The organism is Streptomyces sp. NPDC085866 (assembly GCF_044541035.1).
Classification (GTDB): domain Bacteria; phylum Actinomycetota; class Actinomycetes; order Streptomycetales; family Streptomycetaceae; genus Streptomyces.
The window spans coordinates 98,608-117,530 of sequence record NZ_JBITSQ010000025.1; the positions used below are offsets into that span (position 1 = coordinate 98,608).

Genomic DNA, 18,923 nt, shown 5'->3' on the forward strand with positions numbered 1-18,923 from the left:
GATCCTCACTTCTGGGTACGTTCGGCCACCAGCACCGGGCGCTCGGGCAGCGACACGCCGACGGCGGCTCCGGCGCCGAGCCCGGCGGCCTCGTGGGCGGGCAGGTCGGCCTTGACCTCGGTGCCGTCGGCGAGCCGTACGGTGACCCGGACGACGGCGCCCAGGAAGGCGGTGGCGACGACTCGGGCACTGCCCTGCTCGTCGGCCCGCACCTGGACGGACTCCGGCCGCACCAGCACGTCGACCGCGCCGTCCGGCACCTCGCCGTCGGCCGGCAGGCGCCGGCCGAGCACCTCGACCGTGCCGTCCCTCAGCTCGCCCGGGATCCGGCTCATCGTGCCGACGAACTCGGCGACGAAGGCGGTGGCGGGGCGGCCGTACAGCTCGGCGGGTTCGGCGCACTGTTCGAGCCGTCCGGCGCGCATGACGGCGACCCGGTCGGCGACCGAGAGGGCCTCCTCCTGGTCGTGGGTGACGAAGAGGGTGGTGATGCCCAGCTCCTGCTGGAGCCGGCGGATCTCCTCGCGCAGGGTCAGGCGCACCTTGGCGTCCAGCGCGGACAGCGGCTCGTCGAGCAGCAGGACGCGCGGGCGCAGGGCGAGGGCGCGGGCGAGCGCGATGCGCTGCTGCTGACCGCCGGAGAGCTGGTGCGGGAACCGCTCCCCCTTGTCGCCGAGCCCGACCAGCTCCAGCAACTCGGCGGCACGGGCCCGCCGTTCGGCCGTGCGGACCTTGCGCATGCGCAGCCCGAAGGCGACGTTGTCGACGGCGTTCAGATGCGGGAAGAGGCTGTAGGACTGGAAGACCATCCCGGCGTCCCGGCGGTGGGCCGGGACGTGGGTGACGTCCTCGCCGTCCACCAACACCGCACCGGAGTCCGGGTGTTCGAACCCGGCGAGCATGCGCAGCGCGGTGGTCTTGCCGCAGCCTGAGGGGCCGAGCAGGGCCAGGAACTCCCCCGGGCGGACGGTCAGGTCGAGTCCGTCGAGGGCGACGGTGGCCCCGAACTCCCTCCGCAGCCCCCGGAATTCGACGGTGGCGGCCTTCTCGGCGGTCGCCTTCTCAAGCGTGGTGACGGTCATGGTTCATCCCCGGGAGGAAGCGGTTCGGGTACGTCCGCCGGCGCCGGCGAGCGCGAGCAGCAGGGCCCAGGTGACGAGCAGGCTGAGCACGGACACGGCGACGGACATCTGGGCCTGCGAGCCGCCGACGTTGTAGATCCACACGGCGAACGGCTGGTAGCCGAGCAGCCGGGCGACGGTGAACTCGCCGAGCACCAGCGCCAGCGTGAGGAAGGCCGCGTTCAGCAGCGCCCCGCGCAGGTTCGGCAGCACGGCCCGCACGAGGGCCTGCGGCCAGGAGGCGCCACAGCTGCGGGCGGCCTCCACGAGGGTGCGTACGTCGATGGCACGCAGGCCCGCGTCCAGGGCGCGGTAGACGAACGGCAGGGCCATCACGACGTAGGCGAGGACCAGCACGACCGGGAAGGTCGGGTTCTGGATCGCCACGAACGTCTGGAACAGCGGGGTCCGGGACAGATGGTCCGGGCCCCACTTCAGCACGGTCACGACGCCGGCGACGAACGCGATCGGCGGCACCACCAGCGGCAGCGAGCACACCACCTCCACCACCGGCCGCAACCGGGGCGCGCCGAGCCGGAGCGCGACCACGGCGGGCACCATCAGCAGCAGGACGACCACGATGGTGGCCACGGCCAGCTCCAGTGAGAGCAGCAGGCTGGAGGTGAAGCCGTCGGCGGACAGGATCTGCGTGTAGGCGTCGAAGGTGACGCCGTGGCCGGGCACGTCGACCGTGAAGACCACGGAGGCGCCGAGCGGCACCAGGAAGTACAGCGCGGCCAGGCCGAGGACGGCCCAGCGCCAGGGGGTCAGGCGTCGAGCCATCGGGCGCTCCGTCGTTGCAGGGGCAGGTACACGGCCATGACCAGGCCCGCCACCAGCACCATGTCGAGGCTGAGGGCGAGGGCGACGTTCTCCTGGCCGACCAGCACGTTGCCGGAGAGGGCGTCGGCGATCTGCAGCGTGACGAGCGGGACCGCGCTGCCCACCATCGCGGCGGCGGTGGCGTAGGCGGCGAAGGCGCTGCCGAACAGCAGCACGAGACCGCCGAGCAGGGAGGGCGCGAGCACCGGCAGGGCCACGTGCCGCCAGTACTGCACACCCGTGGCGCCGTTGTTCAGCGCGGCCTCCCGCCACTGGACGCGCAGACCGTCCAGGGCCGGGGTGATGGTGAGGACCATCAGCGGGATCAGGAAGTACAGGTAGACGAGGACCAGGCCCCAGAAGCTGTAGAGGTCCCAGCCCTTGTCCGTGAGGCCCAGGTGCACGGTCAGGACGCCGGCGTTGCCGAGGGTGGCGACGAAGGCGAAGGCCAGCGGGACGCCGCCGAAGTTGGCGAGCACACCGGAGGCGGTCAGCACGGCCTCGCGCAGCGCGCGGGAGCGGGAGCTCACCACGGCCTGCGCGAGCGGCAGCCCGAGCAGGGCACCGAGCGCGGCGGAGATCGCCGACAGCTTCACGCTGCCCACCAGCGAGGTGAGGTACGGGCCCTGCAGCGAGGTCGAGAGGTTCTCGGCCGTGTAGGAGGCGGCGCCGGTCGTCTGGTCCTTGACCGTGAAGGCGCCGTCCAGGATGGCCAGGGCGGGCAGCCCGAAGGCGATCGCCGTGAACACCAGCAGCGGCACCACGGCCAGCCAGCCGGGGGCGCGGCGCCGCCGCTTCGCCGAAGCGACGGGCGCCACGTCCGTACGGGTGAGAGCGGTGGTCATCCGGAGACGGCCTTACCCCAGCCCTGCGCGATGACCGTCTTCGCCTTGCTCTGCTGGTCCTCGGTCGGGAAGGACGGCGTGCCCGTGACCTTCGGGAGCTTGGCGGCGGCGGTCTTGTCGAGGGTGCCCGCCTTCTCCATCGCGGTCATCAGCGCGGGGCGGGCGTAGCCCTTGAGCCACAGGTTCTGGCCCTCGGCGCTGTACAGGTACTCCTGCCACAGACGGGCGGCCGCCGGGTGCGGGGCGTCCTTGTTGATGGCCTGCGAGTAGTACTGGGCGTACTGGCCGTCGCTCGGGATGGCGACCTTCCAGTCGACGCCCTTGGACTTGAACTCGTCGGCGTAGCCGGCGTTCAGGTAGTCCCAGTCGATGCTGATGGGCGTCTCGCCCTTCTCGACCGTGGCCGGGGTGGACTCGACCGGCGTGTAGTTGCCGTTCTTCTTCAGCTTGGCGAAGAAGTCGAGGCCGGGCTGGATGCTGTCGAACGAGCCACCGCCTGCGAGGGCCGCCGCGTAGACGCCGCCGAAGGCCGAGCCGGACTTGGTCGGGTTGCCGTTGAGCGCGACCTGGCCCTTGTACTGCGGCTTGAGGAGGTCCTTGAAGGTGGTCGGGCAGGCCTTCACGCGCTTGGCGTCGCAGCCGATGGAGATGTAGCCGCCGTAGTCGTTGAACCAGCGGGCCTGCGGGTCCTTCTGGCCCTCGGGGATCTGGTCGTAGGAGGCCACCTTGTAGGGCGCGAGCAGGCCCTGCTGGGCGGCGCTGAGGGCGAAGGAGGAGCCGAGGTCGAGGACGTCCGGGGCGCGGTCCTGGCCCTTGCGCGAGGTCACGGCGTTGATCTCGTCCTGGCTGGAGCCGTCGGGGCTCTCGTCCTGGATCTTGATGCCGTACTTCTTCTGGAAGCCGTCGATGATGGCGCCGTAGTTCGCCCAGTCGCGGGGCACCGCGATGATGTGCAGCGTGCCCTCCTTCTTGGCCGCCTTGACCAGGGCGTCGAGGCCGCCGAAGTCGGCCGCGGAGGTGGCGGTGGCGGCGTTCTTGCCGTCCTTGGTCTTGGTGGACGCGTTGTCGGGGGCGGCGCCGCAGGCGCTCAGCGCGAGTGCGGCGACGACGGCGAGGGAGCCGCCGAGGACGGCGTTTCTCGGCAGGGACACGGTCACGGTCTCTCCAGGGGTGCGCACGAGGGTTGGGCGGTGCGTTGGAAAACTGCGGAGAACTTGTATGAACAAGTTGCGTCACAGTACGCCCGCCACAGGTGTCCTGTCTGTAAACCGTGACGAAACTTTGAGCCCTTGTTGTGTGCACAATCCAGACCGTTACAGATCACGCTCAGGTCTCGATTAGGCTGGTCACGCTGTGCACAGCGACCTGAGCAGAGGGGAAGCATGACGGCGCGACACGAGGAGATCGCCGACGAGCTGCGGCGCGCGATCGACCGCGAGGAGTACACGGTCGGCAGCCGGCTGCCCTCGGAGGCGGAACTCGCGACGCACTACGGCGTCTCGCGCGGCACGGTCCGGCAGGCCGTCGCCGCCCTCACCGCCGAGGGCTTGATCGGCTCCCGCCAGGGCGCCCGGCGCGTGGTCCTCGCCAGCCGCCGCAGCCAGAGCTTCGAGGAACTGCGCAGCTTCGCCCAGTGGGCGCGGGCGATGGGCCGCGAGGCCACCGGACACGTGGTGGCACAGGAGTACCGCCCGGCCACGCAGGAGGACGCGGTACGGCTCCAACTGTCCGCCGGGGCGCGGGTGTTGCACGTGCTGCGCGTCCGCGGCCTGGACGGCGAGCCGGTGCTGCTGGAGCGGACGGTGTACGCCGACTGGATCGCACCGGCGGTCGAGCCGATCGAGCCCGAGTGCCCCTCCGTCACCCAGCGCCTCTACGACGACACGGGCCTGGTCTTCGCCTACGGCGAGCACGTCATCGACGCGGTCGCCGCCGGCGCACAGGACGCGGAGCTCCTCGGCATCCGCCGCACGAGCCCGCTGCTGCGGGTCCGCCGGGTCACGACGACCCGCGAAGGCCGCCCGGTGGAGTGGTCGGACGACCGCTACCGCTCGGACGCGGTGAGCTTCAGCGTGCGCAACTCGATCGGGAACAACGCGTTGGCAAGGAAGACAGCGGAGTAGCTGGAATCCGCCGTCACCCCGGCGCCCCCGAGGAGAACCTGCGCAGCAACGGCGAAAGCACCAGCACCGACTTGGTCCGCTCGACGAACGGCTCGCCGGCGATCCGCTCCAGCACCCGCTCGAAGTGACGCATGTCGGACGCGAAGACCTGCGCGATCGCGTCCGCGTCGCCGGTGACGGTCGACGCGGCCACGACCTCCTGGTACCGCTCCAGGCCCCGCTGAATGGTCTCCGGCGAGGTGTTGCGCCGGCAGTAGATCTCGATGTACCCCTCGGTCTCCCAGCCGAGCGCCGCCGGATCCACCCGGACGGTGAAGCCGGTGATGGCTCCGGTGGCCCGCAGCCGGTCCACGCGCCGCTTGACCGCGGGTGCGGACAGACCGACCATCTGCCCGATGTCCGCGTAGGAACGACGGGCGTCCTCGGCGAGGGCGTGCACGATGCGTTCGTCGAGATCGTTCAGCACAGGGGGTGGTTCACTTCACTTGTTGTGTCGCAAGGGCTTCTTGCGTCGCGAGACGGGAACGGCGGTAGCCGTACAGGAAGTAGAACACGAGCCCGGCGGCCATCCAGCACCCGAAGACGACCCAGGTGACGGTGTCGAGGCTGAACATGTTGTACGCACAGAACAGGAAGCCCAGCACCGGCAGGACCGGGCCGAACGGCACCCTGAACGTGCGCTCCAGCTCCGGCCGCCTGTAGCGCAGGACGACGACCGCGATGTTGACCAGGGCGAAGGCGAACAGCGTGCCGATGCTGGTGGCGTCGACGAGCTTGCCCAGCGGGATGAGCGCGGCGAGCACACCGCAGAAGAGGGAAACGAGCACCGTGTTGAGGCGGGGAGCGCCGGTCTTCGGGTGGACCTTGCCGAGCGCCCTCGGCACCAGGCCGTCGCGGGACATCGCGAAGAGGATGCGGGTCTGGCCGTAGAGCACGGTGAGCACCACGCTCGCGATGGAGATGACCGCACCCAGCGCCAGCAGCGTGCCCCAGAAGGTCTGGCCGCTGACGTCGTTCATGATCGCGGCGAGGGTGGCCTCCGAGCCGTCGAACTTCTTCCAGTTCCAGGCGCCCACGGCGACACCCGCGACCAGCACGTACAGCGCGGTCACGATGATCAGCGACAGCATGATCGCCCGCGGCAGGTCCCGCTTGGGGTTCTTCGCCTCCTCACCGGCGGTGGAGGCGGCGTCGAAGCCGATGTAGGAGAAGAACAGCGTGGCACCGGCGGCGCTGACCCCGGACATGCCGAGCGGCATGAAGTCGGCGTAGTTGCCGGACTTGAAGCCCATGAAACCGATCGCGCAGAACAGCACGAGGGCGGCGATCTTCACGCAGACCATGATCGTGTTGGCGCGGGCGGACTCACGCGCGCCGCCGAGCAGGAACACCATCGCCAGGAGGACGACGATCAGGGCGGGCAGGTTGATGATGCCGCCCTCGCCCGGTGCCGAGGACAGGGCGTCCGGGATGGTGACACCGATGGTGCCGTCGAGCAGCTCGTTCAGGTACTCGCCCCAGCCGACGGCGACGGCGGCCACCGACACGCCGTACTCCAGCACCAGACACCAGCCGCAGACCCAGGCGACCAGTTCGCCCAGCGTTGCGTACGCATACGAGTAGGAGGAGCCGGCGACCGGGATACTGCCCGCCAGTTCGGCGTACGACAGGGCCGAGAAGAGAGCCGTGAGACCGGCGATCACGAAGGCCAGGGTGACCGCGGGACCGGCCTCCGGGACGGCGTCGCCGAGGACGACGAAGATGCCGGTACCGAGGGTGGCACCGATGCTGATCATGGTCAGCTGCCACAGCCCGAGAGAGCGCTTCAGCTGCCCTCCCTCGCCCTGGCCGCCCTCCGCGACCAGGTGTTCCACGGGCTTGCGACGCATGAGGCGCGCGGCGACGCCCGGGGACGCGGGGGCGGCCGTTGTGTGGTTCTGCGGGGGTGCGCCTTGGTCGAGCACGCGCTGGCTCCTTGTTCGATGCCGGTCAGGACGGACGGGGACCGGCAGAGGCCTGCAGGGCAGGAACCAACCGAGCGGAGTCCCCGCCACACCACGTACAGCGCAGCACCCTATGAGGCGGGCCTTAACGGGCGTAATGCAGCAACCTTGCGCATCCCCGCATGATCATTGCGTTGATCGGGCCGGTATGACAAATCGTTGCGCGTGGGCTGCGGACCGTTGCACAGGCACCTCACCGGCCCCACGGTGCACCCTCTTCCGGCTTCCCGTGACCCCGTGCACGCAGACGGCCCCCGCCGTTCCCGAGAGGGGAACAACGGGGGCCGCAGAAAAGGGAGTCGGGTCAGCTCCAGCTGGCGTGCAGCGGCTTGCCCTCGGCGTAGCCGGCGGCGCTCTGGATGCCGACGATGGCCTTCTCGGCGAACTCCTCCAGGGAACCGGCACCCGCGTAGGTGCAGGAGGAGCGGACGCCCGCGATGATCGAGTCGATCAGGTCCTCGACACCCGGGCGGGCCGGGTCGAGGAACATCCGGGAGGTGGAGATGCCCTCCTCGAACAGCGCCTTGCGGGCGCGGTCGTAGGCCGACTCCTCGGACGTACGGTTGCTCACCGCGCGCGCGGAGGCCATGCCGAAGGACTCCTTGTACAGGCGGCCGCCCGCGTCCTGCTGGAGGTCGCCCGGGGACTCGTAGGTGCCCGCGAACCAGGAGCCGACCATCACGTTGGACGCGCCGGCCGCGAGGGCCATGGCCACGTCGCGCGGGTGTCGGACGCCGCCGTCGGCCCACACGTGCTTGCCGTACTTCTTCGCCTCGGCGGCACACTCCAGGACGGCCGAGAACTGCGGGCGGCCCACGCCGGTCATCATGCGGGTGGTGCACATGGCGCCCGGGCCGACACCGACCTTGATGATGTCCGCGCCCGCGTCGATCAGGTCCTTGACGCCCTCGGCGGAGACGATGTTGCCCGCGACGATCGGCACCTGCGGGTCGAGGGCGCGGACCTGCTTGATCGCGCTGATCATCGACTCCTGGTGGCCGTGCGCGGTGTCGATGACGAGCGTGTCCACGCCCGCGTCGAGCAGCTGCTTGGCCTTGCCCGCGAAGTCGCCGTTGACGCCGACGGCGGCGGCGATGCGCAGCTTGCCCCCGGCGTCGGTGGCCGGCGTGTACAGCGTGGCGCGCAGGGCGCCCTTGCGGGTCAGGATGCCGGCGAGCTTGCCGTCCTTGTCGACGGCCGGGGCATAACGGCGGTTGTGCGTGTCCAGGGTGTTGAAGGCCTCGTGCGGGTCGATGTCCGCGTCGAGCAGCAGCAGGTCCTTGGACATGACCACTTCGAGCTGGGTGAAGCGGTCCACGCCGCTCAGGTCCGCCTCGGTGACGACACCGACGGGCCGCTGGTCCTCGTCGACGACCACACCGGCGTTGTGCGCCCGCTTGGGCAGCAGGGCCAGGGCGTCGGCGACGGTCTGGTGCGGGGCCAGCACGATCGGGGTGTCCAGCACCAGGTGGCGGCTCTTCACCCAGGTGATGACGTCGGTGACCACGTCGATCGGGATGTCCTGCGGGATGACCACCAGGCCGCCGCGCCGGGCGACCGTCTCGGCCATACGGCGGCCGGCGATGGCGGTCATGTTGGCCACGACGAGCGGGATGGTGGTGCCAGTGCCGTCGGGCGAGGCGAGGTCCACGCCCTGACGCGAGCCCACCGCGGAGCGGCTGGGCACCATGAACACATCGTCGTACGTCAGGTCGTAGGCGGGCTGGATGTCATTGAGGAAACGCACGTGCCGCACATCCCAGTCGATCAGAGGTGACCCCCCGACGGGTGCGCCAGGGGGAAAAGAGCACGTACTTCATTCTCCCATGACGGGTGGCCCGTCATGCCCCCACAGAACATCCAGGCTGGTCGGGGCGGGTCTAGGAGGATCCTCCAAGAGCCAGGACGACGGCGAGCGCGGGGGTGCGGTCCACCGCCTCGGCGAACACGTCCTGCGCGGTCCGCCACTCCCCCGGGTTCGCCTCGGCGTAGGGCCGCCAGTCCCGTACGACGACCAGCAGTCCCTGCTCGACGGCGCCCTCGGGCCAGACGGTGTGGTCGGAGAGGGAGTCCACCAGCGCGTCCCAGTTGCGGCCGAACCAGTCGGGCAGCGCCAGGGCCCGAGCCGTGCGGTCCATCAGGCCCGCCTTGTCCGTGACACCCCCGAGGTCGAGGGTGACCGTGAGCCGGCCCGCCAGGTCTTCGCTCATCTCAGCACCGCCCGGAACGAGTTGTAGTGATCATCGGTGTAGTAGATCTCCCCGCCCTGGCCGATGACGATGCGCCGCGCCCCACGGTCGTGCGACCCAGGCGTCTTCACCGTGTACTCGTGGTAGTAACCGCGCTGGTGCCGGGGCAGCAGCCCCTCGAAGTTGCCGAAGACGACCCCGTCCCTGGCGTACGGGAAGGGCCCGCCTTTGTCGATGAGGGCGAGGGTCTGCCGGGCCTCGGCCGGCAGCCGGGACTCCTGGACGGTGCCCATGCCCTGGGCCCACGCGGGGGTCGAGGCGCCCGAGGCCGTCGCGGTGCTCGTGCCCGACGAGCAGCCCGTCAGCAGGACGGAGAGCAGAACGGAGAGACAGACCAGCAGCCCGGCGAGCGCGCGGGGAGCGCGCCGGGGGAACGGCGAGGGGACGGACCGCAGCAGCATGCCGAGGATGCTGCCACGGCCGTCCCGTGACGGTGTCGCCGCGACCCGCCGTCAGACCCCGTCCGGGTCCGCGCGGCTGAGCGCGGGCTTCGGCGTCGGCCCCGCCGTCATCAGGTAGTCGGCGGCCGAGGTGTCCGTCACCAGGCTGGTGACCAGCCCGGAGCGCAGCACCGCGTCGATCGCGGAGGCCTTGCGCTGCCCGCCGGCGATCGCCACGACCTCGGGGATACGGCGGAGCTGGTCGGCCTTGACCGTGATGCACCGCTCCCCCAGGTCCCGTCCGACCCGACGCCCCTCGGCGTCGAACAGGTGCGCGGCCATCTCGGCGGCGACACCGAGCGAGGCGTAGTGCGCGCGCTCCTCGTCGCTGAGCATGTCGTGCACCGTCGAGATGCCCGGCTCCCAGGAGCCGATGGAGACGCAGGCGACCGTGACCTTGTCGAAGTACTCGTAGGCCCGGGCGATCCCGGTCTGGTTGCGCAGCGCGGCCGCGGTGGCCGCGTCCGGCAGCAGCATCGGCGCGTAGATGGGGTGCGCGTCACCGCCCGAGACCTGCGCGGCACGCCGCACCGCCTCGACCGAGCCGCGCTCGGACGTCCCGGCGTCGTACACACCCGTCAGCTGCACCACCGTGCACGGCGGCAGCCGGTCGAGCGCCGCCGCCATGTGGATGGTGGACCGGCCCCAGGCCAGCCCGAGCACGTCCCCTTCGTTGACGAGTTCGCCGAGCAGGTCGGCGGCGACCTCGCCGAGGTTCTCGGGGTCGGGGGTCTCCTCGGCCTCGGCCGGGGACTCGACCACGACGGCGTGCCTGAGGCCGTACCGGGCGCGGAGCGCGTCGGAGCGCTCGGCGTCCAGTTCGGCCGGCACGCGGATCTCGATGCGTACGAGATCCCGTTCGAGGGCGGTCTCCAGGACCCGGGCCACTTTGAAGCGGCTGACGCCGAACTCCTCCGCGATCTGGATCTTGGACTTGCCCTCGAGGTAGAAGCGGCGGGCCATGGCCGCCGCCTGCACCAGCTCAGCGGGTCCCATCCGCATGGCTGACCGGCCCGCCGACATACCCGACACGGCGATCTCCTCACTGCTGTTCACACTCTGGATTCGCCGTTCATCCTTGCAGATTCGGCGGAACTGATATGCCCTGAAGGGCGCCGAGCACTTAACCGTTCACGTAGCCGTGGCTCAGTGGTCGCATGCCCAGGAGGCCTTGGCGGTCGCGGAATCCGCCTGGGCGCGCAGCGCCCGCACCGCCTCTGCCGGGTCCGTGGCCCCGTACACCGCCGAACCGGCGACGAAGACGTCCGCCCCCGCGTCCGCGCACTGCTCGATCGTGGATGCCGACACACCGCCGTCGACCTGCAGCCACAGCTGGAGGCCGTGCTTGCCGATCAGCTCACGGGTGCGGCGGATCTTGGGCAGCATGATGTCGAGGAAGGCCTGGCCGCCGAAGCCCGGCTCGACCGTCATGATCAGCAGCATGTCGAGCTCCGGGAGGAGGTCTTCGTACGGCTCGATCGGCGTGGCGGGCTTCAGCGCCATGGAGGCGCGGGCGCCCTTGGCGCGGATCTCCCGGGCGAGCCGCACGGGGGCGGCCGCCGCCTCCACGTGGAAGGTGACGGACGAGGCGCCCGCCTCGATGTACTGGGGCGCCCAGCGATCGGGGTTCTCGATCATCAGATGGCAGTCCAGCGGGGTGTCCGTCGCACGGGCCAGGGACTCCACGACCGGCACGCCGAGCGTGAGGTTGGGGACGAAATGGTTGTCCATGACGTCGACGTGGAGCCAGTCGGCTCCCTCGACCGCCTTCGCCTCGTCCGCGAGGCGGGCGAAGTCGGCGGACAGGATGCTGGGGTTGATCTGCGCGGCCATGACCCAAGCCTGCCATGTCCGGGGCACTGATGTTCGCGCCGGTCCACAGGCGAGACCGTTCATCATAGTTGTCAGACCGTATGTAGGCGCCTGTGGACAACCGTCGGCAGGGCGTGTTTCACGCGGTGAGCTGGTAGATGCTCTTCCCGGTGAGCCAGAGCCCGAGGCCCAGACAGATGATCACGAGCGCCTGCTGCTGGTGGCCCTTCATCCAGGCACGCAGCCGGAGCAGCCGGGGCTTGGCCTTCTCCGGCGCGAACACCACGTACAGCTCGATGGCCAGCAGGCTCGCCGTGGCGAGCAGACAGAAGCCGAAGAGGACCAGCCAGGTCACCGGGTGGGTCAGGTCCGCGGACACCACCTCCGTCGCCCCCGCCGCGACCATGCCCCACGGTTGCAGCAGCACCGCCAGGCCCGCCGAGGTCCACACCGTGCTGCGGTCGAGCTCGGACGTCAGGCTCGGCTCCTGCGGGGGACGCCGGTGGCCGCGTTCGGCGACCATCCGGCGGCGTCGGCGTTCGCCGTAGACGACGAGCCCCACCCCGATCGCCAGCTTCGCCGCGAGCGCGGCCGTCGACGGCGCCGATCTCGGTGCCGGAGGGTGTCCACCGGTCAGGGCCAGGACGAGGGCGATCACCGCGACCAGGCACGCCAGCCAGCTCAGGATGAAGGCGAGTCCCTTCCACACGCCCTTCGCCGAAGCCACCACCAGGACGAACGCGGTGAGTGGCAACGGATCGAGCGTGATGGCAAGGGCGATCAGCAGCAGATCGAGGACCATGGCGACCCCACCGTGTCGGGACATCCCGAGCGTAAGCGGGGGCGGCCGACCGCACCTCCCGGCGGCGGCCGCCGGTGCCGTCAGCCGGTGCGCCGGATGAGCGCCAGGTACATGGCGTCGGTGCCGTGCAGATGCGGCCACAGCTGTACGTCCGGTCCCTCGCCGAGCGCGGGGACGCCGGGGAGCAGCGGCCGGGCGTCGATCAGCTCGGCCTCCGGGTACTGCTTGAGCACGTCGGAGACGACCGCCCGGGTCTCGGCGAGGTGCGGCGAGCAGGTGGCGTAGCCGACGACGCCGCCGACGCGCACCGAGTCCAGCGCGGTGCGCAGCAGGGCGCGCTGGAGCGGCGCGAAGTTGTCCAGGTCCTCGGGGCGCCGCCGCCACCGGGCCTCGGGGCGCCGCCGCAGAGCGCCGAGCCCGGTGCACGGCACGTCCATCAGGACGCGGTCGAAGGTGCCGGGCTGCCACGGCGGCCGGGTCCCGTCGGCGGCGATGACCTGGTAGGGCCCGGGGTTGCCGTGCAGGGCCTTCGCCACCAGACCGGCGCGGTGCGGCTGCTTCTCGGAGGCGAGCAGCGCGGCCCCGCGTTCGGCGGCGAGGGCGGCCAGCAGCGCGGCCTTGCCACCGGGACCGGCGCAACCGTCGAGCCACTTCTCGTCGGGGCCGTCGATCGGGGCGTTGGCCAGCGCGAGGGCGACCAGCTGGCTGCCCTCGTCCTGCACACCTGCCCGCCCGTCGCGCACGGCCTCGACGGCGCCCGGCTCACCGCCCTCGGTGAGCCGCACGGCATACGGCGACCAGCGCCCCGGCACGGCGGCGTCCTCGCGGAGCAGTTCCTCGGTGGTGGCCCGCCCGGGCCGCGCCACGAGGGTCACCTCGGGCCGCTCGTTGTCGGCCTCCAGCAGATCCTCGATCCCGGCCCGCCCGCCGCCGAGGGAGTCCCACAGCGCGGAGACGATCCAGCGGGGGTGCGAGTGCACCACGGCGAGGTGGTCCTCGGGATCCTTGTCATAGGGCGGCGCGACCTTCTCCAGCCACCCGTCGAGGTCGTCCTGCGCGACCTTGCGCAGCACGGCGTTGACGAACTTGGCCCGTCCGTCCCCGAGCACCACCCGCGCCAGCTCCACGGAGGCGGACACGGCCGCGTGCGTGGGAATCCGCGTCCCGAGCAGCTGGTGGGCACCGAGGCTCAGCACGTCGAGCACCGGCGGGTCGACCTCCCGCAACGGCCGGTCGACGCACGCGGCGATCACGGCGTCGTACGTCCCCTGCCGGCGCAGCGTCCCGTACACCAGCTCGGTGGCGAGGGCGGCGTCCCGCGCGTCGAAGTCGCCCTTCTCCCGTGCCTTGCGCAGCAGCGGCGGCAGCACGAGGTTGGCATAGGCGTCCCGCTCGTCCACCGCGCGCAGCGCCTCGAAGGCGAGCATGCGGACGGGGTCCTTCTGGGGACGACGGTAGGGCTTGGCCGGCCTGCGCGGCCGCCGGGACTGCTCGCTCACGAAAAAGGTGCTCCGGATGTGAAGAAGGGGGTGCGATTCCCAGCGTACGTCGGGACACCGCCACCCCCGCCTTCCGGGCCCCGGCTCAGGTGCGCGGGCCTCAGCTCCCGAGCCGCTCGCCCTCGGCGATGCGCACCCCGCGCGCCCAGTCGGCGGCCCGCATCGGCTTCTTGCCCTGCGCCTGCACCCACAGCAGCTCGACGGCGTACGACCCGGTGCCCACGTGCACGCTGTTCTTGCCGACCGCGAGCTGCCCCGGGGCGAGGTCGGTGCGCTCGGGCACCGGCGTGACCTGGATGAGCTTGAGCCGCTCGGCGCGGAAGGTGGTCCAGGCGCCGGGCGCCGGCGTGCAGCCGCGCACCACCCGGTCGACCCGCAGCGCGGGCGTGGCCCAGTCCACCTGGGCGTCCTCGACGGTGATCTTCGGCGCGAGGGTGATGCCCTCCCCCGGCTGCGGTACGGCCTTCAGCGTGCCGTCCTCGATCCCGTCCATGGTCGCGGCGAGCAGCCCGGCACCCGCGAAGGCGAGCCGGGTGAGCAGGTCCCCGCTGGTGTCGGTGGCCCGGATCTCCTCGGTGACGGTGCCGTACACCGGACCCGAGTCGAGCCCCTCCTCGATGAGGAAGGTGGAGGCACCCGTGATCTCGTCGCCCGCCATGAGGGAGTGCTGCACGGGGGCTGCCCCGCGCCAGGCGGGCAGCAGCGAGAAGTGCAGGTTGACCCAGCCCTGCGCCGGGATGTCCAGAGCCACCTTGGGCAGCAGGGCGCCGTAGGCGACGACGGGGCAGCAGTCCGGGCCGATCTCCTTCAGCCGCTCCAGGAACCCCGGGTCCCTGGGCCTGACCGGCTTCAGCACCTCGATCCCGGCCTCTTCCGCCCGTTCGGCCACGGGCGACGCGACCAGCCTGCGCCCCCGCCCGGCCGGCGCGTCGGGCCGCGTGACGACGGCGGCCACCTCGTGCCGCCCGGAGGCGATGAGAGCGTCCAGAGCGGGAACGGCGACCTCGGGGGTACCGGCGAAGACGAGCTTCATGGGTGGGTTGGGGCCTCTCGGGCGGGATCGGACGGGCAACGCACAAGTCTATGACGACGTCTACGACGAGGAGCTGCCGACCACGGACGGAAACCCGTCGGCGCCGAGCGTCCCTACAGGTTGCCTGCGTCTCCGCCAACTGGAAACCGGGGGTGCGCGGGTGGGAGACAGGCGTACGCATATGCCTGTACGCCCCCACCCCGTGACCAGCGGAGCGCAAACGCGTTGGTCAAGAAAGAGTTGACCACATCGGGCCGCTTTGGCGGCCCAATTCCTTTCAACGCCGGTTCGAGAGGCTTGTTCATGGCCGACCACGCAACCCACGACGCCCAGGCCCGGGCCAGCCTGCACTTGCTGGTGCGGGACATCGAGCGGGTCCGCCGGCAGGTGGACGCACTGCGCACGCTGACCGCCCAGTTGGGCAACGTCTACCGCCCGCGCCGCTCCGGCCCTTCCACGGGCTTCGTCGTCTACGGACGCGCCCCCGCCCCGACGGTCCGCCTCGCCCAGGAACTCCGGGACAGTGTCGAAACCCTGGTCACGGCCGCCGTGGACTTCGACCGCTCGCTCGGCTTCTCCTGGGACGCGGTGGGCTCTGCGCTCGGGGTCACCAAGCAGGCGGTGCACCGCCGTTACGGCGCCCGCCGCGCCGCGGCCCAGGCGGCGGCCGAGACGGAGCGGTCGACGGAGCCGTCCGGCACCCGCACGCTCGACGTCAGTGCGGGCCTGCCCAGCCTGCCCAGCCTGCCCAGCCTGCCCACGGTGCCGACGGTGCCCGCGGCCCGCTCCATGCCGACCCAGCCGACCGCGGGCAGCCCGACGCTGCGCGACGACGCCAGGCCGACGGCCTTCCCCGGCCCGCGCAACGGTTGACGCGACGGCCGACGCCCACACCCTGCCCTCCCGGGCGACCTCCGGGAGGGCAGCCGTATGCCGGGCCGCAGCGCCCCCGTCGGCACGGTCACCCGATGTCCGGCGGATCGATCCGCACTCGCACCGCTTCCCCGCCGCCCCGCGCCATCCGCGCGGCCTGAGCCGTCTTCAGGGCGGCGGCCAGCGCGGCCCCGCTCCCCGGCGGCACCCGCACCAGCACCCGCTCCCAGTCCTCACCGGGCGGCGGCGCCCCGGGCCTGCGCTGTCGCCCGGGGAGCGAGGGCGGCACCGGAACCGGACCCAACACCTCCGCGTCCGACGGCAGTTCGACCGCGCGCAGGAACTCGGCGACAGCCTCTGCCCGGCCCGACACGGCCGCCATCCGGGACACCGGCGGGAACCCCAGTTCGGCCCGCTCCGCCAGCTCCCGCACCGCATGCCCCACGGGATCCCACCGCACCAGCGCCTGCACGGGCCGCAGGGTCGGCTCGGCCACGACGACGACGGTCCCCCGCTCCCCCTGCGGCCGTACGAGCGCCCCGGCCGCGATCCACCGGCGCAGCGCGTCCTCGCCGGCCCGCAGGTCGGGCCGCCCGAGCATGGCCCAGCCATCCAGCAGCAGGGCGGCCGCGTAACCGCCCTCGGCGACCGGCTCGGCTCCCGGGGTGCTCACGACCAGCGCCGGTGTGCCCGGCACGGTGTCCAGCACATGCTCACGCCCCGACGTACGCACTGGTACGGCGGGAAAGGCCCGCCCCAGCTCCTCGGCGGTCCGCCGCGCCCCGACCACCTGGGCGCGCAGCCGGAAGCCCCCGCACTCGGGGCAGTGCCAGGCCGCCTCCTCGCGCCCGCACCAGCCGCACCGCAGCGCTCCGGCGTCCTGCGCCTCCAGCGGCCCGGAACAGTGCCGGCAGCGGGCGGGCGCCCGGCACTGGGCACAGGCCATACGCGGCACGTACCCCCGCCGGGGCACCTGGACCAGCACCGGTCCGTGCCGCAGCCCCTCCCGGACCACCTGCCAGGCCAGGGTGGGCAACCGGGCGGCGCGGGCGGCCTCGTCACGCGCGAGGTCGTCGTCCCCGACGGTCCGCACCAGGGGCGCGGACCGCCGTACCTGCTCACGCCCGGCGACCAACGGCCGCGCCCACCCGCTCTCCACGAGCTGCGCGGCCTCGACGGTGCAGCTCCAACCGCCCAGCAGAAAGGCACACTTGTCCAGCGCCGCCCGCAGCAGCAGCACGTCCCTCGCATGCGGCTGGGGAGCGTGCAGCTCGCTGTGGCTGTCGTCCCCGTCGTCCCAGATGGCGACGAGTCCGAGATCCCGCACGGGAGCGAACATGGCCGCCCGCGTCCCGACCACGGCCCGCACGCTCCCCCGCCGCACCGCCAGCCACTGCGCGTACCGCTTCTCGGGCCCGGCGTCGGCGGTGAGCAGCGCGTGCCGGCCCTCGCCGAGCAGTGCGGTCAGCGCGGCGTCGACCCGCGCGGCGGCCCGGCCGTCCGGTACGACGACGAGCGCGCCGCGTCCCGAGGCGAGCGTCGCGGCGACGGCCCGGGCCAGCTCCTCGCTCCACAGCGGACCCGGCAGCGCGTTCCACACCGCCCTCGGCGCTCCCCCGGAGGCCAGCGACTCCAGAAAGGCACCCCCGTGCTCGTACCGCGCCCACGACCCGGTGTCGGGCGCGGCCGGCGGTGGCAGGGGCGCGGGCGACGGCCGGTGCTCGGCCCGCGCGCTGCGCGGCGGCACGGCCAGCTGGAGCACATCGGCGAGGCTCCCCGCATACCGGTCGGCGACGGCCCGCGCGAGCCCCAGCAGCTCTTCGCTCAGCACGGGCTCGGGCGACACGACCTGGGCAAGGGCGGCCAGCGGCCCGGAGTACTCGGACTCGGCCAGCCTCTCGATGAGAAACCCGTCGATGAGGCCGCCGCCCTCGCGACGCCCCTCGCGCACCCGATGCCGCCCGGCCCCGAACCGCACCCGAACCCGCACCCCGGGCTGCGCCTCGGCGTCCAATTCCTCCGGCACGGCGTAGTCGAAGTACCGGTCGAGATGCAGCACGCCCTTGTCCACGAGCACCCGCGCGACGGGCAGTTCCTTGGCCAGTGCTGCCCCCCGCCACGTCCGCGGCTTGGCCCGGGGCACCTTGGCCCCCCGCACACTCTCCCGGATGAACGCGAGCTGCTCCGGCGGCGCCCCTGCGCCCCCGCCGTCCCCCGACCCGTTCTCGCTGCTCACGCTTGCATTCTTACCAAACGGCACCGACAACGGACGCCCGTGCCTAGGCTCGCGGCCATGACCGAACCCGCTCCCGACCCGCTCGAACGACTCCGTGAACGCCTCGCAGCCTGCCCCGACGGGGAGGTCAGGACCGGCACGGTGGCCGGCTTCGGCGAGCGGGGTGACGTGCTCGTACAGCTCGACGGGGATGATCCGTCGGCGCCGACCGGATGCATCCCTCGGCATCTGCTCTCGTGGGCCGTGTTCGAGGACCCCAGTGAGGTGGTGTCGCTCGGGCAGCGGATCACCGCCGAGGTGTTCGGCGTCAACGAGCGGAGCGGCCAGGTCACGCTCTCCGCCAAGGCGTGCGAGGACGAGGCCCTGTACCGGTATCTGCGCAGTACGCGGCGCGGAGACCTCGTCACCGGCACGGTGGCCGCCGTGCACAACTTCGGGGTCTTCGTCCGGCTGGACGGGGAGCCCGCGCACCCCGCCTATCCGGGGACGGGCTTCGTCCGCGTCCCCGACCTGACCTGGTCGCGCATCGATCACCCGGAGGACGTGGTCCGGCCTGGACGGCGGGTCACCGGCGAGGTGCTCGGCACCGACACGTACCAGGGAGAAGTGGTCGTCTCGCTCAGGGCCCTCCAGGAAGACCCCTGGGACGGACTCGCCGCGGGCACGGGGGACGTCGTGACAGGACCGGTCACCAAGGTGATCCCTTTCGGCGTCTTCGTCCGGGTCGGCGAGGCCGCGGAGGGTCTGGTCCATGAGTCGGACCTGGGCGGACGGGCCGTGCGCGAGGGGCAGGAGCTGATGGTCACGATCGTGGAGATCGACCGGGTGCTGCGCCGGATCCGGCTGGCGCCCGCCGACTGACGGCACACACGTCGAGGCCCGGCCCCCCGAGGGGAGACCGGGCCTCGACGAGAGAGCTGTGCGGGCTTACAGCCCGGCGGCCTTGCGCAGGGCGTCCACGCGGTCCGTGCGCTCCCAGGTGAAGTCGGGCAGCTCACGGCCGAAGTGGCCGTACGCCGCCGTCTGGGAGTAGATCGGGCGGAGCAGGTCGAGGTCGCGGATGAT

At 72.1% G+C, this 18,923-nt stretch carries 19 protein-coding genes; 3 read left to right on the plus strand and 16 right to left on the minus strand.

All coding sequences use genetic code 11. The features are described 5' to 3' along the window. Nucleotides 1–5 precede the first annotated feature (5 nt). From ACIF83_RS42080 to ACIF83_RS42095, 4 genes are read right to left on the minus strand one after another with little or no spacing between them, the layout of a single operon-like run. Nucleotides 6–1,082: an ABC transporter ATP-binding protein gene (locus ACIF83_RS42080; protein ID WP_393475608.1), complete on the minus strand. Its 1,077-nt coding sequence runs from the start codon at nt 1,080–1,082 to the stop codon at nt 6–8. 3 nt (nt 1,083–1,085) lie between these two features. After that, nucleotides 1,086–1,904, minus strand: coding sequence for an ABC transporter permease (locus ACIF83_RS42085; RefSeq protein ID WP_393475611.1), 819 nt, complete (start codon nt 1,902–1,904; stop codon nt 1,086–1,088). Then, nucleotides 1,889–2,788, minus strand: a complete 900-nt coding sequence (locus ACIF83_RS42090; RefSeq protein ID WP_393475614.1) for an ABC transporter permease — start codon at nt 2,786–2,788, stop codon at nt 1,889–1,891. Before ACIF83_RS42090 ends, ACIF83_RS42085 begins: the two co-directional genes overlap by 16 nt. Further along, complete coding sequence (locus ACIF83_RS42095; protein WP_393475616.1) at nt 2,785–3,945, minus strand: ABC transporter substrate-binding protein; 1,161 nt, start codon at nt 3,943–3,945, stop codon at nt 2,785–2,787. Before ACIF83_RS42095 ends, ACIF83_RS42090 begins: the two co-directional genes overlap by 4 nt. A gap of 225 nt (nt 3,946–4,170) precedes the next feature. Here ACIF83_RS42095 and ACIF83_RS42100 point away from each other — a divergent pair, with 225 nt between their 5' ends. Further along, entirely contained in the window at nt 4,171–4,911 is a 741-nt protein-coding gene (locus tag ACIF83_RS42100; RefSeq protein ID WP_393475619.1) for a GntR family transcriptional regulator, read from the plus strand. 13 nt (nt 4,912–4,924) lie between these two features. Here the strand turns inward: ACIF83_RS42100 and ACIF83_RS42105 are convergent, their stop codons facing one another. From ACIF83_RS42105 to fmt, 10 genes are all read right to left on the minus strand, one after another. Beyond that, nucleotides 4,925–5,377: an Lrp/AsnC family transcriptional regulator gene (locus ACIF83_RS42105; RefSeq protein WP_030343799.1), complete on the minus strand. Its 453-nt coding sequence runs from the start codon at nt 5,375–5,377 to the stop codon at nt 4,925–4,927. Nucleotides 5,378–5,387: 10 nt separating this feature from the next. Beyond that, a complete protein-coding gene (locus tag ACIF83_RS42110; RefSeq protein WP_393475622.1) occupies nt 5,388–6,875 on the minus strand; it encodes an amino acid permease in 1,488 nt (495 codons plus the stop codon). Nucleotides 6,876–7,218: 343 nt separating this feature from the next. Beyond that, the gene (locus tag ACIF83_RS42115; RefSeq protein ID WP_398139488.1) at nt 7,219–8,661 is read right to left on the minus strand and encodes a GuaB1 family IMP dehydrogenase-related protein; all 1,443 of its coding nucleotides are present in this window, start codon (nt 8,659–8,661) and stop codon (nt 7,219–7,221) included. 133 nt (nt 8,662–8,794) lie between these two features. Continuing rightward, nucleotides 8,795–9,124, minus strand: a complete 330-nt coding sequence (locus ACIF83_RS42120; RefSeq protein WP_389183179.1) for a barstar family protein — start codon at nt 9,122–9,124, stop codon at nt 8,795–8,797. Further along, complete coding sequence (locus ACIF83_RS42125) at nt 9,121–9,564, minus strand: ribonuclease domain-containing protein (protein WP_398139489.1); 444 nt, start codon at nt 9,562–9,564, stop codon at nt 9,121–9,123. Before ACIF83_RS42125 ends, ACIF83_RS42120 begins: the two co-directional genes overlap by 4 nt. Nucleotides 9,565–9,615: 51 nt before the next feature. Beyond that, complete coding sequence (locus ACIF83_RS42130; protein ID WP_145881078.1) at nt 9,616–10,659, minus strand: sugar-binding transcriptional regulator; 1,044 nt, start codon at nt 10,657–10,659, stop codon at nt 9,616–9,618. 90 nt (nt 10,660–10,749) lie between these two features. Next, entirely contained in the window at nt 10,750–11,436 is a 687-nt protein-coding gene (gene rpe, locus ACIF83_RS42135) for a ribulose-phosphate 3-epimerase (RefSeq protein WP_393475630.1), read from the minus strand. A gap of 118 nt (nt 11,437–11,554) precedes the next feature. Beyond that, complete coding sequence (locus tag ACIF83_RS42140; RefSeq protein ID WP_393476582.1) at nt 11,555–12,217, minus strand: GAP family protein; 663 nt, start codon at nt 12,215–12,217, stop codon at nt 11,555–11,557. 80 nt (nt 12,218–12,297) lie between these two features. Further along, a complete protein-coding gene (locus tag ACIF83_RS42145) occupies nt 12,298–13,716 on the minus strand; it encodes an RsmB/NOP family class I SAM-dependent RNA methyltransferase (protein ID WP_398139491.1) in 1,419 nt (472 codons plus the stop codon). Between the two features lie 100 nt (nt 13,717–13,816). Continuing rightward, complete coding sequence (fmt, locus tag ACIF83_RS42150) at nt 13,817–14,749, minus strand: methionyl-tRNA formyltransferase (RefSeq protein WP_399735498.1); 933 nt, start codon at nt 14,747–14,749, stop codon at nt 13,817–13,819. Nucleotides 14,750–15,052: 303 nt separating this feature from the next. Between fmt and ACIF83_RS42155 the strand changes: the two genes are divergently transcribed. Then, entirely contained in the window at nt 15,053–15,622 is a 570-nt protein-coding gene (locus tag ACIF83_RS42155; protein WP_399735501.1) for a hypothetical protein, read from the plus strand. Nucleotides 15,623–15,710: 88 nt separating this feature from the next. Here ACIF83_RS42155 and ACIF83_RS42160 read toward each other — a convergent pair whose 3' ends face one another. Next, on the minus strand, nt 15,711–17,858 hold the full coding sequence (locus ACIF83_RS42160) for a primosomal protein N' (protein WP_399735504.1): 2,148 nt from the start codon (nt 17,856–17,858) through the stop codon (nt 15,711–15,713). Nucleotides 17,859–17,915: 57 nt separating this feature from the next. On the opposite strand from ACIF83_RS42160, the gene ACIF83_RS42165 reads away from it, so the two are divergent. After that, a complete protein-coding gene (locus ACIF83_RS42165; RefSeq protein ID WP_399735507.1) occupies nt 17,916–18,719 on the plus strand; it encodes a S1 RNA-binding domain-containing protein in 804 nt (267 codons plus the stop codon). A 66-nt stretch (nt 18,720–18,785) separates the two neighbouring features. Here the strand turns inward: ACIF83_RS42165 and ACIF83_RS42170 are convergent. Continuing rightward, nucleotides 18,786–18,923: methionine adenosyltransferase domain-containing protein (locus tag ACIF83_RS42170; protein WP_399735513.1), on the minus strand; the 138-nt coding region annotated here is incomplete at its 5' end.

Bases quoted from the DNA above. Each gene is read 5' to 3' on its own strand.
- ACIF83_RS42080 (WP_393475608.1), bottom strand. From the start codon at position 1,082: ATGACCGTCACCACGCTTGAGAAGGCGACCGCCGAGAAGGCCGCCACC.
- ACIF83_RS42085 (WP_393475611.1), bottom strand. From the start codon at position 1,904: ATGGCTCGACGCCTGACCCCCTGGCGCTGGGCCGTCCTCGGCCTGGCC.
- ACIF83_RS42090 (WP_393475614.1), bottom strand. From the start codon at position 2,788: ATGACCACCGCTCTCACCCGTACGGACGTGGCGCCCGTCGCTTCGGCG.
- ACIF83_RS42100 (WP_393475619.1), top strand. From the start codon at position 4,171: ATGACGGCGCGACACGAGGAGATCGCCGACGAGCTGCGGCGCGCGATC.
- ACIF83_RS42120 (WP_389183179.1), bottom strand. From the start codon at position 9,124: ATGAGCGAAGACCTGGCGGGCCGGCTCACGGTCACCCTCGACCTCGGG.
- ACIF83_RS42125 (WP_398139489.1), bottom strand. From the start codon at position 9,564: ATGCTGCTGCGGTCCGTCCCCTCGCCGTTCCCCCGGCGCGCTCCCCGC.
- rpe (WP_393475630.1), bottom strand. From the start codon at position 11,436: ATGGCCGCGCAGATCAACCCCAGCATCCTGTCCGCCGACTTCGCCCGC.
- ACIF83_RS42140 (WP_393476582.1), bottom strand. From the start codon at position 12,217: ATGGTCCTCGATCTGCTGCTGATCGCCCTTGCCATCACGCTCGATCCG.
- fmt (WP_399735498.1), bottom strand. From the start codon at position 14,749: ATGAAGCTCGTCTTCGCCGGTACCCCCGAGGTCGCCGTTCCCGCTCTG.
- ACIF83_RS42155 (WP_399735501.1), top strand. From the start codon at position 15,053: ATGGCCGACCACGCAACCCACGACGCCCAGGCCCGGGCCAGCCTGCAC.
- ACIF83_RS42165 (WP_399735507.1), top strand. From the start codon at position 17,916: ATGACCGAACCCGCTCCCGACCCGCTCGAACGACTCCGTGAACGCCTC.